A 13,266-nucleotide genomic window follows, 5' to 3' on the forward strand; every position below is an offset into this window, starting at 1 on the left:
ATGGGTATTCATATTCCTTTCTTTTAATGAATTTATTCACCTACAAGAAAGTTGTTAAATTCTACTGCGAATATTTTTTTACCCGCCGGGTTGGTGCGGTATTTGCCGGATCATCCGGCCATAAATGTTTTGGGTAACGCCCTTTCATCTCTTTTTGCACTTCCCGGTATGATCCTTGCCAAAAAGCAGCCAAGTCCTGCGTAATCTGCAATGGCCGCTGGGCCGGCGATAATAATTCAAGCACCAATATTACCCGTCCTTTTGCCAGAGATGGGCTTTGTTGCTCACCATACATTTCCTGCATCCTAACTGATAATACTGGTGGTTTATTATCAAAATAACGGATTACTATCCGACTGCCAGTAGCAACAGTGTAATAAACCGGCAGTTCATTATCCAGACACTGTCGCTGTTGCCAGTCCAATAAACTTTCCAGTGCTGGCAATAAATCAAGCTGTTTCAGCCCTTTCAAATCATGCACATTAGTCAGAAATGGCCTCAGCCAACGTTCAAGAGAAGCCATCAATGAATCATTATCTACATCAGGCCACTGTATTTCAGGCAACCATTTGGCCGCACATTGGATACGGGTACGAAGTTGAACAACCGCAGATGACCAATTCAGTTCATGTAATCCCTCACTGCGTAACCAGTTTAACAGAGCCTGTTGTAATTGCTCATCAGAAGGTTTTGCCAATAGCTGGGCTTTTACTGTCAAGCTGCCACATTGCAGCCGTTTCCATGCTCTTAATGTGCCTTTATTGTCATCCCATTCAACGACACTCTGCTCATTGAATAAATTCGGTTGTTGCCATATCAGTTGTTCAATGTCCAGAGGACAAGCCAGTAAAATGCGGGCATCAGGGTTTTTGCTGCTTTGTAATAGTGAAGGAGCCACCAGCCACGATTCGTCAGATAATTTTTCTTTATCATCGATCATTGCCCCTAAACCATTTGCTAGTTGAAAGCGACCATGCTTATCTCGATTTTTAGCTATTCGGTCAGGAAAACCTTGAGCCAATAACATTGCGACTGCTCCACAGGCTGGCTCACCAAAATGACCACCGATATTTCTGACTAACTGCTTTGCTCGCCGTAACCACTGAGTCTGACGCTGCTCAACCCAATAAGTGATATCCAGCTGACCGTCACGGGGAGGTTCCTCCAGAATCGCTGTCAGCATAGCGGCGGTGGCCAGCGTATCGGCTCCCTGCTCCGAACCGGCACATAACATAGCAGCCAGACGCGGATCACTACCAAATTCCGCCATTTTCCTGCCTCTGGAAGTCAACTGACCATTATGATTTACCGTGCCTAACTGTAATAACAGCGATTTGGCTACCGCCAGTGCAGCGGTTGGCGGCTTATCCAACCAGTGCAGTTGGGAAGTATCATGACATCCCCACTGCAATAAAGAGAGCCATAAGCTACCGAGGTCAGCATTCAGTATTTCGGGTTCACTGTGCTCTGCGGCCCTTTCTGCCTGTTCCTGGCTGAATAGATGCCAACAAATTCCAGCTTCCAACCGTCCGGCTCGTCCAGCTCGTTGTGTCATAGAAGCCTGACTAATACGTTGTGTGATCAAACGGGTTAATCCGGTTTTTGGCTCAAAACGGGTCGTGCGTTCAAGGCCACTATCAACCACCAATCGAATACCTTCAATCGTTAAGCTAGTTTCTGCAATGTTAGTCGCCAAAACGACTTTACGGCGTCCAAGTGGTGAAGGTTCGATAGCTTTTTGCTGTTCAGCTAACGATAAGGCACCGTATAACGGGCAGAGATCGGTATCTTCTGCCACTTTCCCGTGAAGAAATCCCAATACCCGCTGAATTTCCCCAATACCCGGCAAAAACAATAACAAAGAACCCTGCTGTTGTTGGAGTAATCGCAATACAGTGGTAGCCACACTTTGCTCAAAAGGCTGATGAGCCGGTAAAGGGTGATAATTCCGGGTAATAGGAAAGCTCCGTCCTTCAGAAATAATCACCGGCGCATCAGGTAATAAAGAAGAGAGGCGCTGATTATCCAACGTCGCTGACATGATCAGAATCCGCAGATCATCCCGCAATCCTGCCTGTACATCCAGAAGCAATGCCAGCGCCAGATCAGCCTGTAAACTGCGCTCATGGAATTCATCCAGAATCACCAAAGAAACACCTTCCAGCATCGGGTCCTGCTGTAACATACGCGTCAAAATGCCTTCTGTTACCACTTCAAGACAGGTAGCCGTACTCACTTTGGTTTCTGAACGCATCCGGTAACCCACCGTCTGCCCAATATTTTCATTCAGTTGAGCAGCAAGACGGTTAGCAACACTACGAGCGGCAATTCGCCGTGGCTCTAACATAATGATACGCCCGGAAAAATCAGCTTTTTTCAGGATTTCCAATGGCAACCCCGTAGACTTTCCAGCCCCGGCAGGAGCATGCAACAGTACCTGTTGTGAGCTTTTCAACGCACTCAGGACAGGCTCGACGACCTCGTATACAGGCAATAAAGACACAAACACTCCATTAAAGAAAGTTAACTTTCAACCGCCGACATTGTAGCATTGCCTGTCTCAATCTTATGCCATCAGTCATTAAGGCGTTTTTATGAAATTCCATCCTCCGTTACAATCTGCCACGCTAATTCGTCGCTATAAACGTTTCCTGGCTGATGTCATCACACCAGAAGGCGAAACACTGACCATCCACTGTGCCAATACGGGCGCAATGACCGGCTGTGCAACACCGGGAGACACGGTTTGGTACTCCACATCTGACAATCCAAAGCGTAAATACCCCAACAGTTGGGAGTTGACAGAAACACAGGATGGTCACTGGATTTGCGTTAATACGCTCAGAGCGAATGATTTAGTGGCGGAAGCTATTAAACAAAATGCAATTTCAGAATTTTCTGAATACAAAAAAATCAGCAGGGAGGTAAAATATGGTGAAGAGCGCAGCCGGATAGATTTGCTATTGCAGGCAGAGCAGCAAGTCAACTGTTATATTGAAGTGAAATCAGTCACGCTTCTTCAAAATAATTGTGGCTATTTCCCTGATGCAGTAACCACCCGTGGGCAGAAACACTTACGGGAATTGCAACACATAGTAGAACAAGGGCAAAGAGCTGTTCTGTTTTTTGCGGTCTTGCACTCTGGGATCAAACAGGTCGCGGCGGCTGCACACATTGATGATAATTATTCATCTCTTTTGGAACAAGCGCAAAACTCTGGGGTCGAAGTTATCTGTTACCAGGCCAATATAACGGAAAAAGGGATGGTTTTAGGTGATAAATTAACTTTTATTCTAACTGGTTAATTTATTGACTCACCTAATATATACCCTATGGATTTCAAAATGGATCACGACGGCAAGGGAGCAAATCCCCGGGAGCATAGCGAACTCTATGACCGGGGTGAGTGAGTGCAGCCAACAAAGAGGCAACTTGAAAGATAACGGGTATATACAGTCAGATTGTACAAGGTGTAAAGACATCCGATACGTTTGTCTTCACTCCATAGTGAAACTAATAGCAGGAACAATTGCCAACCCATGCTCCATCTGCTATTTATAGCGGCCTGTTTTTTTCCCCGCTAGGGGTTCGTTTGATAGTGCGTGAGTTAGGAGAAGTATTATGCAAGAAGGGCAAAAACGTAAAACCTCGTCCTTAAGCATTCTCGCCATCGCTGGGGTAGAACCTTACCAAGAGAAGCCAGGTGAAGAATACATGAACGATGCCCAGTTGGCGCATTTCAAGCTAATTCTTGAAGCATGGCGCAATCAGCTCAGGGATGAAGTAGATCGTACTGTATCTCATATGCAAGATGAGGCAGCGAACTTCCCCGATCCAGTTGACCGTGCAGCGCAGGAAGAAGAGTTCAGTCTTGAATTACGCAACCGTGATCGTGAACGTAAATTGATTAAGAAGATCGAGAAGACACTGAAAAAAGTCGAAGATGACGATTTCGGTTTCTGTGAATCCTGTGGAATTGAGATAGGCATCCGTCGTCTGGAAGCCCGTCCAACCGCAGATTTGTGTATTGATTGTAAAACCTTAGCCGAAATCCGTGAAAAACAGATGGCTGGCTAATTAATCGTGTGCCAAATACGGCGTCTTTAATGGCGCCGTATACACAACTTTCACTGATCCCCATATGATAAAGCCTGAACGTCCCCTCGCTTATATTGGGCGTTTCGCCCCGTCACCTTCGGGTGATCTTCACTTTGGTTCGTTAATCACAGCAATTGGCAGCTATTTGCAAGCCCGTGCTAATCAGGGAAAATGGCTGATACGTATTGACGATATTGATCCGCCCAGAGAGGTTCCCGGCGCTGCCAGCCGTATTCTCCAGACTCTTGAACATTATGGCCTACATTGGGATGGCGAAGTTCTCTATCAATCCCAGCGTCATGACGCTTACCGCTATGTCCTTAATCAGTTGCAACAACAAGGGGTAAGCTATAACTGTATCTGTACCCGTCAACGTATTCAGCAGGCTAATGGTTTTTACGATAAAAACTGCCGTGAATTAAATCTACCTCTTAATCATGCAGCAATCCGACTTAAGCAGAATAATCCTGTTTATGGTTTTGAAGATAAATTGCTGGGATACCTGAGCGCTGACCCTGCCATGGCAGAAGAAGATTTCATTATTCATCGTCGTGATGGCTTATTTGCCTATAATCTGGCGGTTGTTATTGATGATGATTATCAGGGTGTGACAGAAGTCGTGAGAGGGGCTGATTTGATTGAGCCAACTGTTCGCCAGATTGCACTTTATCAGCAATTAAATTTAAAGATCCCTGATTATATTCACCTACCATTGGCTCTGAATAAAAACGGCAATAAACTTTCCAAACAGAATCATGCTCAACCAGTCCCGCTGGATGATCCCCGACCGTTACTCATTGAAGCATTATCTTTCCTTAATCAGCCTGTCATAAAAAATTGGCCGGACCTTTCCCGTGACCAGTTGTTGAAAAAAGCAACAGCACATTGGGATCTGGACCAGATTCCGCGACAAGATAAAATATACAAATAACATGAATAAAGTTACCGTTAGTCATAACAACCATTCTCAAAAAATACACAGTAGGCTATGATTAGCCGCTGTTTTTTATTCGTTTTTATATGATTAGTTACTTATCGAGGTGTACCATTTTTAACCGAGTAGCAAATTTCTGCCGTAATTTATTGATCCGCGAGGGAAAAATTGACCGCGAACTACAGGCAGCCAGTGAAAGGCCAGTCACCGTATCTGACCGTTCTTCTCAGGAAGAGTACGTAACTCTTCAATCTAATCACCAAAATACCTGCCAACTTTCATCCAGCGTGAACGCTCAAAAGAAAGTTGAACAGGAAAACCCTTATTCAGATTTACCCATAACGGTAATTTCACGTGAACAACACAATATTTCTCGTAGAGATATCAGTGAGAATGCGCTTAAGGTACTTTACCGTTTAAATAAATCTGGTTTTGATGCTTATCTGGTTGGCGGTGGTGTCCGTGACTTGTTGCTGGGCACAAAGCCGAAAGATTTTGATATTGCCACCAATGCAACACCAGAACAGGTTCGTAAATTATTCCGTAACTGCCGTCTGGTGGGACGCCGTTTCCGCTTAGCCCATATTATGTTTGGCCCGGAAGTGATTGAAGTTGCAACATTCCGTGGTCCACATGAACAAACTGATTCCGATGATAAAAGTCAGTCACAACATGCTCAAAGCGGTATGCTGTTACGGGATAACATCTTTGGTTCAATTGAAGAAGATGCTATGCGCCGTGATTTCACGATCAACAGCCTCTATTACGGCATCAATGATTTCTCTCTGCGTGATTATGTTGGCGGTCTTCATGATCTGGAAACCGGCGTTATCCGTCTGATTGGTGATCCAGAAACCCGCTATCGGGAAGATCCAGTAAGAATGCTGCGTGCAGTTCGTTTCGCCAGCAAACTGAATATGACCATCAACGAAGATACCGCCGAACCTATCTCTCGTCTGGCTTTTCTACTGAGCAATATTCCACCTGCTCGCCTGTTTGAAGAATCTTTAAAACTTTTGCAAACAGGCCAAGGCTACAGCACTTATAAGCTGCTACGCAAATATCACCTGTTCCAACCACTATTCCCATTGGTTCAACGCTATTTCACCGAAAATAACAATTCGCCAATGGAACATATGCTCAATCAGGTTCTGAAGAATACCGACTACCGGTTACAGAATGATAAGCGGGTTAATCCGGCGTTTTTGTTCGCTGCAATGCTTTGGTATCCACTGGTTGAACATGCTGAAAAGCTATCTCAGGAAAGTGGTTTAACTTACTACGACTCCTTTGCATTAGCGATGAATGATATTCTGGACGAACAGTGCCACTCTATTGCTATTCCTAAGCGCCTGACAACCATCATGCGTGATATCTGGCAATTACAGTTACGTCTGCCGCGCCGTCATGGTAAACGCGCAAACAAATTGATGGAGCATCCTAAATTTCGGGCTGCCTATGACCTGCTAGAACTGCGTGCGAATGTTGAAAACCGTAATGAGCTAAAAGAGCTGGCCCACTGGTGGGGAGAATTCCAGCTGGTCAATGCCTCGCAGCAGCGGGGGATGATTTCTGAATTGGGCAATGATGTTATCCGTCGCCGTACACGGTCACGCCGCTACTACAAACCAAGATTGGGCAGGGATAGCAGATAATCATGACTCGTGTTTATATCGCTCTTGGTAGCAATCTAGCGAAGCCTGTGCAGCAAGTAAAAAATGCCCTTGCTGCATTAAAAGAATTACCCGAAACAGAGTTTATTACCTGTTCCTCTCTGTATCGTACCAAACCGATGGGACCACAGGATCAACCAGACTTTCTGAATGCGGTGGTAGCACTGGAAACCACTCTGGAACCGGAAACATTGCTCAATCACACCCAAGCGATTGAATTGGCTCAAGGACGAGTAAGGAAAAATGAGCGCTGGGGGCCAAGGACACTTGATCTGGATATCATGCTATTTGGTAATCAGGTCATTAATACCGAACGCCTGACAGTTCCCCACTATGGACTAAAACAGCGCGAATTCATGCTTTATCCGTTAGCTGAAATTGCCCCTGACCTTGTGTTTCCTGATGGGGAAGCTTTATCTGAAAGACTGAAATATATCCCAGAAAACGGCCTGACACTCTGGCTACAACCACAGTCCTCTGATCCCAGTAATTGCATATAAGGATCTCAGTTCAGTCCGTGGCCGATTTCTGTACATAACAAGAAAAATTGCAGGAGAAGATAGATAATGAAACCAATGACCATGACTGATCTGAATCAGCTCAAAAAAGAAAAACGGAAATTCGCGACGATTACCGCTTATGACGCCAGCTTTGCTCAACTGTTTACCGAACAAGGTATTAATGTCATGCTGGTTGGTGACTCTCTGGGTATGACATTGCAAGGGGCGGATACCACCATTCCAGTGACCGTTGAAGATATTGTCTATCATACTCGTTGCGTCCGCGCTGGCGCACCCTATACTTTTCTTATTGCCGATATGCCTTTCATGAGTTATGCCACACCAGAGCAGAGTTGTAAAAACGCTGCCAAGCTTATGCGTGCCGGCGCTAACATGGTTAAAGTTGAGGGCGGTAGCTGGCTATATGATACCGTTAAAATGCTTACCGAGCGTTCCGTACCCGTTTGCGCTCATTTAGGGCTAACTCCCCAGTCGGTCCATGTTCTGGGCGGTTATAAAGTTCAGGGACGTGATGAAATATCGGCCAATCAATTGATAAAAGATGCAATTACATTAGAAAAGGCTGGCTCGCAATTGCTGGTACTGGAATGCGTACCCGTTGAATTGGCTAAACGTATCACCGATGAATTACAGATCCCAGTAATTGGTATTGGTGCCGGTAATATGACTGATGGGCAAGTTTTAGTGATGCATGATGCATTAGGCATTACAGCAAGCCCACCTAAATTTGCAAAAAACTTCCTTGAAGAAGCTGGAAATATGCGTGATGCCATCCGTCTATATAAAGCACAGGTGGAAAGCGGCACTTATCCTGGCAAAGAACACTCATTTTATTAATAACTCACCCTTGTTAGCCTGAAAGCTTTGAACAAATTAAGGAGTATTAAGCAATGCTGATTGTCGAAACTATACCGATTCTACGCCGTGAAATCCGCCGTTGGCGTCAGGAAGGGAAACGCATTGCACTCGTGCCAACAATGGGTAACTTGCACGACGGCCATATGACGCTAGTCGATGAAGCCAAAGCGCAAGCAGACGTTGTTATCGTCAGCATTTTCGTTAACCCGATGCAATTTAATCGTCAGGATGATCTGGCAAGATATCCGCGCACTTTGCAGGAAGATTGCGAAAAGCTCCATCAACACGGTGTCGATCTGGTATTCGCTCCTGCCGATAAGGAAATGTACCCTAATGGTATGGAACATCAGACTTATGTTGAAGTTCCTGAATTTTCTACCATTCTGGAAGGTGCCAGCCGTCCCGGTCATTTCCGTGGCGTTTCAACGGTGGTAAGCAAATTGTTCAATCTGGTGCAGCCGGATTTGACCTATTTTGGCGAGAAAGATTTTCAGCAATTACAGCTTATCCGCAAAATGATTGCCGATATGGCTTATGATATTACTTTGATTTCCGTACCGACTGTACGCGATAAAAATAGCCTGGCTCTAAGTTCACGTAATAACAACTTAACCGCCGATGAACATAAAATCGCGCCAAAACTCAGCAAGATCATGAAATCTATAGCTGAAAAAATGGCACAAGGTGAACGCCACACAGAGCAATTGCTCACCCAAGCTTCCGAACAGCTACGCGAAGTTGGTTTTATACCTGATGAGCTGTTTATCCGTGACGCCGAAACTCTGGCTCCGTTAAATACCGAAAGCAAAAAAGCGGTTATTCTGATGGCCGCCTGGTTAGGGCAAACCCGTTTGATCGATAATCAACAAATAGATTTAACGCAATAATCGCCCGCTGTATCAGGCATTACTGATACAGGAAAATAAAATAACAGATTCTAAGTTGTCATTGAATCAGGAGAGAAACCATGTTGCGCACTATGCTACAGGGGAAATTGCACCGAGTGAAAGTCACTCAGGCAGATCTGCATTATGAAGGTTCCTGTGCAATTGATCAGAATTTTATGGATGCAGCCGGTATTCTGGAATATGAAGCCATTGATATCTATAACGTGGATAACGGTGAGCGCTTTTCCACTTATGCTATTGCTGCTGAACGTGGCTCTAGAATAATTTCAGTCAACGGAGCAGCAGCGCGCCGTGCCGCAGTAGGTGATAAGCTAATTATCTGCTCATATGTACAAATTTCAGATGAAGACGCCCATCATCATAAGCCGAATGTCGCTTACTTCGATGGCAATAATATTATGAGCCGTATGGCTAAAGCCGTGCCAGTTCAGGTAGCTTAAATATTAATTATATGCTCGATAATGGGTAGGTTGTGAAGACCTCTGTAAATAAACTTCCCCTACCCATCAAATAAAAGAATCTACAATTAGGTTCTCAACCCCCGTCCTGTATCAATCAAATACCAAGCAACAAGATAAAAAACTATAATAAACGCGCTTAAAACCCCCAACGTTATGATTAATGAAACATCGGTAATTCCCAAAAAACCATAGCGGAAGCCACTGATCATATAAACTATCGGATTGAGTTTGGAAACCGCTTGCCAAAATGGGGGTAATAATGTCAGCGAGTAAAATACCCCGCCAAGATAGGTCAGCGGCGTTAATACGAACGTTGGAATAATACTGATATCATCAAACGTCTTAGCGAAAATTGAATTCAGCAATCCCCCTAATGAGAATAGAATTGATGTCATCAACAACGTGACAACAATCATCCACCAGGAATGAATATGAAGCGGAACAAAAAACAGGGAAACTAATGTCACCAAAATACCAACACAAACTCCACGAGCGACACCACCCCCCACAAAGCCCGTGATAACGATGTGCGTTGGCACCGGTGCTACCAGTAATTCCTCAATACTACGCTGAAATTTCGCCCCAAAAAAAGAAGAGGAAACATTAGCGTAAGAGTTAGTAATCACTGACATCATAATCAGGCCAGGGACAATAAACTGCATGTAATCCACACCCCCCATTTCCCCAATACGCGAACCAATCAAGCTACCGAAAATAATAAAATAGAGTGACATGGTAATAACTGGCGGTAATAAAGTTTGTACCCAAATACGACCAAAACGGGTAATTTCTTTAATCCAGATAGTTTTTAGTGCCACCCAATACAGCTGAATCATTTACTATCTCCTTGTACGTTATTCACCAAGCTAACAAATAACTCTTCCAAACGGTTCGCTTTATTACGCATACTCAAAATATGCACCCCCTGAGCGCTTAATTGGGTAAATACGCCGTTTATTCCCTGCCCACGTTGAACATCCACTTCCAAAGTAGACGCATCCAGCAGCCGATAGTCATATCCTATCAGTTCAAGAATTGGGTTTTGCATGGCCAGATCGAAGACGAACGTTTCAGACTCCACCTGACTAAGCAGGTTTTTCATACTGGTGTTTTCCACCAATTCACCATGCTGAATAATACCAATATTACGGCACAGCATTTCTGCCTCTTCCAGATAATGGGTAGTTAAAATAATCGTGGTTCCTTGTGCGTTCAATTCTTTCAAAAAACTCCACATCGAACGGCGAAGTTCAATATCGACACCCGCTGTCGGCTCATCAAGAATCAATAATTTAGGCTGATGCATCAAAGCACGTACAATCATCAGACGACGTTTCATACCACCGGATAGACGAATCGCCCGTTGATCGCGCTTCTCCCACAGCTCCAACTGAGACAGATAGATTTTCGCTCTAGCCTGAGCCACATTCCTCGGCACACCGTAGTAACCTGCCTGATTGAGCACAATCTGCAATACCGTTTCAAACGGATTAAAGTTAAATTCCTGTGGAACAAGACCTAACTGGCGTTTAGCATTGACAATATCAGTATCAATATCGTAGCCAAATACCTTAACCTTACCGCGGCTTTTATTTACCAGAGAGCTAATAATACCGATTGTGGTGGACTTCCCTGCACCGTTCGGACCCAATAATGCGTAGAAGTCTCCTGCTTCTACATTCAGGTCAATCCCGCGCAGCGCTTTAATGCCACCAGCGTAAGTCTTGGTAAGCTGCGTTAACTCCAATGCATAAGTCATAAATTAAAAAACACCTTTATTATCTAGCCACTTTTACGTGTAATATGAAAATATAATGTTCCTTTCCTGCCTAACTTTCTTTGCAAAAACAGCAGAAGATTAAAAACAAGCAGCAACAAGATATTAAAATTTCTATTGATGTTGTATATGATTCTATCTTAAAGAAACACTACCAGGCTATTAACCATGATGAAAAAAATAGAAGAGCTACTTGCCAATAACAAACAGTGGTCAGAATCGGTTAACGAAGAAAATCCAAAATTTTTCAAAGAATTAGCAAAGTCGCAGAAACCTCATTTCTTGTGGATTGGTTGTTCAGACAGTCGGGTACCCGCAGAGAAACTGATTGATGCTGCTCCAGGTGACTTATTTGTTCACAGGAATGTTGCAAACCTGGTTATCCATACCGATTTAAATTGCCTTTCTGTTATTCAGTACGCAGTAGACGTACTGGAAGTTGAACATATTATTATCTGCGGCCACTATGGCTGTGGTGGTATTGAAGCAGCCATTGATGGTACCGAACTAGGATTGATTAATAACTGGTTACTGCATATTCGTGATCTTTGGTACAAACACAGCTCTATGCTAGGTGAATTGCCACCAAGTGAGCGCTTAAACCGTCTGTGTGAAATTAATGTTGTCGAACAGGTATACAACCTTGGTCACTCAACCATTATGCAATCGGCGTGGAAACGAGGTCAAAAAGTGATGATCCATGGCTGGGTTTATGGAATCCATAATGGTCAGTTGCAGGATCTTGAAGTGACGGCTGATAGTCGCGAAAAGCTGGAACTTGCCTATCGTCAGACAATCTCCAAACTGACACATAAGAAGTGATTTTTTAGACCATTCATAAAATACGCTGTAGAAAAGGTTATCTTTGACTTTTTCTATAGTGTAATTACACGAAGATTTATACAGATTTTTATTTAATTAAACCACGAATAGCTATTTTTATTTTTCGAGTTTATACCCAAGAAACTTCAAGATGCATCGCGACGGCAAGGGAGTGAATCCCCGGGAGCATAGATAACTCTATGACCGGGGTGAGTGCAGCCAACAAAGAGACAACTTGAAAGATAACAGGTATAATTAGTTAACCTTTACTATCTAACTCAACACACTAAAATATAAAATAGTAGAAACTTTCATTTCTCAAAAATAAAACACCCAATAGTTAATTAATCCATTAAATTAGTCAGAATATTTTTATAATCTCTTTGACAATTTGTATAATTATTTCTAGAATCTGAAAGTTAATTATCCTAAATAATGTAAAATTAATAATTAACCTGAATACTTATAATATTGCAGAAATTATATGCATCAGTTGACATGCAATTACAATTTCCGCATAGTGTGCATATACAGTATACGAGCCTGGTATGATTAAGAGCTTCAAACACAAAGGACTGGAGAAATTTTTCAAAACTGGTTCTACCTCTGGCATACAGCCTAAACATGCCACAAAGCTGCAAATCCAGCTAACCGCATTGAATATGGCTAAAAAACCAGAAGATATGAGTGCCCCTGGATGGAAACTTCATCCATTAAAAGGAACAAATTTTAGCGGTCATTGGGCAATATCTGTTAACAGTAACTGGCATTTAACATTTAGATTCGAAGGCGAAGATATAATTCTCGTTAATTATCAAGATTATCACTGAGGGCAGTGAAATGAAAATGCACAAACCTGCACACCCTGGCATAGTTTTGCGTGAATATCTTGGTGACATATCTGTCACAGAGGCAGCAAAGGCTCTCGGTATAACCAGAGCTGCACTATCCCGCATATTAAACGGCAATGCAGGAATATCTGCTGATATGGCCCTGCGACTGGAAGCTGCATTAGGTACGAGTGCCGAAATGTGGACAGGAATGCAGTCTCAGTATGAACTGTGGATTGCCTCACAGCACAAAAGACCAGAAATAAAACCAATACTGGCTCACTCCTGATAGCGTAATAAAAGGGGCTTTATTTAGACAACCGCAACACTACACACCATGCCTGAATCACAAAATAAAAACGGCAACCCGGAAGCTGCCGTTTT

The 13,266-nt window shown here is 43.6% G+C and carries 14 protein-coding genes; 11 read left to right on the forward strand and 3 right to left on the reverse strand.

Annotated elements, in window-relative coordinates:
* Window positions 1–61 precede the first annotated feature (61 nt).
* Window positions 62–2,503 carry an ATP-dependent helicase HrpB gene (gene hrpB / locus AM629_RS02565; RefSeq protein WP_054475873.1) on the reverse strand — a complete coding sequence of 814 codons (2,442 nt, stop codon included), beginning with the start codon at window positions 2,501–2,503 and terminating at the stop codon, window positions 62–64.
* Between the two features lie 91 nt (window positions 2,504–2,594).
* Here hrpB and sfsA point away from each other — a divergent pair, with 91 nt between their 5' ends.
* The 8 genes from sfsA (at window position 2,595) to panD (ending at window position 9,432) form a co-directional block, all read left to right on the forward strand.
* The gene (sfsA, locus tag AM629_RS02570) at window positions 2,595–3,305 is read left to right on the forward strand and encodes a DNA/RNA nuclease SfsA (protein ID WP_054475875.1); all 711 of its coding nucleotides are present in this window, start codon (window positions 2,595–2,597) and stop codon (window positions 3,303–3,305) included.
* A 316-nt stretch (window positions 3,306–3,621) separates the two neighbouring features.
* Window positions 3,622–4,077: an RNA polymerase-binding protein DksA gene (dksA, locus tag AM629_RS02575; protein WP_011145244.1), complete on the forward strand. Its 456-nt coding sequence runs from the start codon at window positions 3,622–3,624 to the stop codon at window positions 4,075–4,077.
* A gap of 64 nt (window positions 4,078–4,141) precedes the next feature.
* Window positions 4,142–5,029, forward strand: coding sequence for a tRNA glutamyl-Q(34) synthetase GluQRS (gluQRS, locus tag AM629_RS02580; RefSeq protein WP_054475877.1), 888 nt, complete (start codon window positions 4,142–4,144; stop codon window positions 5,027–5,029).
* A 152-nt stretch (window positions 5,030–5,181) separates the two neighbouring features.
* Window positions 5,182–6,687: a polynucleotide adenylyltransferase PcnB gene (gene pcnB, locus AM629_RS02585; RefSeq protein ID WP_235525382.1), complete on the forward strand. Its 1,506-nt coding sequence runs from the start codon at window positions 5,182–5,184 to the stop codon at window positions 6,685–6,687.
* 2 nt (window positions 6,688–6,689) lie between these two features.
* Entirely contained in the window at window positions 6,690–7,205 is a 516-nt protein-coding gene (gene folK / locus AM629_RS02590) for a 2-amino-4-hydroxy-6-hydroxymethyldihydropteridine diphosphokinase (protein WP_054475880.1), read from the forward strand.
* 66 nt (window positions 7,206–7,271) lie between these two features.
* Window positions 7,272–8,063 (forward strand): 3-methyl-2-oxobutanoate hydroxymethyltransferase, encoded by a 792-nt coding sequence (gene panB / locus AM629_RS02595; protein WP_054475882.1) that lies wholly within the window; start codon window positions 7,272–7,274, stop codon window positions 8,061–8,063.
* A 53-nt stretch (window positions 8,064–8,116) separates the two neighbouring features.
* Entirely contained in the window at window positions 8,117–8,971 is an 855-nt protein-coding gene (gene panC, locus AM629_RS02600; protein WP_054475884.1) for a pantoate--beta-alanine ligase, read from the forward strand.
* Between the two features lie 80 nt (window positions 8,972–9,051).
* Window positions 9,052–9,432: an aspartate 1-decarboxylase gene (gene panD / locus AM629_RS02605; RefSeq protein ID WP_054475886.1), complete on the forward strand. Its 381-nt coding sequence runs from the start codon at window positions 9,052–9,054 to the stop codon at window positions 9,430–9,432.
* A gap of 86 nt (window positions 9,433–9,518) precedes the next feature.
* Here the strand turns inward: panD and AM629_RS02610 are convergent, their stop codons facing one another.
* On the reverse strand, window positions 9,519–10,289 hold the full coding sequence (locus AM629_RS02610; protein ID WP_054475888.1) for an ABC transporter permease: 771 nt from the start codon (window positions 10,287–10,289) through the stop codon (window positions 9,519–9,521).
* Window positions 10,286–11,212: an ABC transporter ATP-binding protein gene (locus tag AM629_RS02615; protein ID WP_054475889.1), complete on the reverse strand. Its 927-nt coding sequence runs from the start codon at window positions 11,210–11,212 to the stop codon at window positions 10,286–10,288. The genes AM629_RS02610 and AM629_RS02615 overlap by 4 nt, the downstream gene beginning before the upstream one ends.
* Window positions 11,213–11,398: 186 nt before the next feature.
* Here AM629_RS02615 and can point away from each other — a divergent pair, with 186 nt between their 5' ends.
* The 3 genes from can to AM629_RS02630 all read left to right on the forward strand — a co-directional run bounded on the left by can (window position 11,399) and on the right by AM629_RS02630 (window position 13,171).
* On the forward strand, window positions 11,399–12,052 hold the full coding sequence (gene can, locus AM629_RS02620; RefSeq protein ID WP_054475891.1) for a carbonate dehydratase: 654 nt from the start codon (window positions 11,399–11,401) through the stop codon (window positions 12,050–12,052).
* Between the two features lie 548 nt (window positions 12,053–12,600).
* Window positions 12,601–12,882, forward strand: coding sequence for a type II toxin-antitoxin system RelE/ParE family toxin (locus AM629_RS02625; protein WP_054475893.1), 282 nt, complete (start codon window positions 12,601–12,603; stop codon window positions 12,880–12,882).
* 10 nt (window positions 12,883–12,892) lie between these two features.
* Window positions 12,893–13,171, forward strand: coding sequence for a HigA family addiction module antitoxin (locus tag AM629_RS02630; protein ID WP_011145233.1), 279 nt, complete (start codon window positions 12,893–12,895; stop codon window positions 13,169–13,171).
* Window positions 13,172–13,266: the final 95 nt, after the last annotated feature.

The sequence above is a fragment of the Photorhabdus heterorhabditis genome (assembly GCF_001280945.1).
GTDB lineage: Bacteria > Pseudomonadota > Gammaproteobacteria > Enterobacterales > Enterobacteriaceae > Photorhabdus > Photorhabdus heterorhabditis.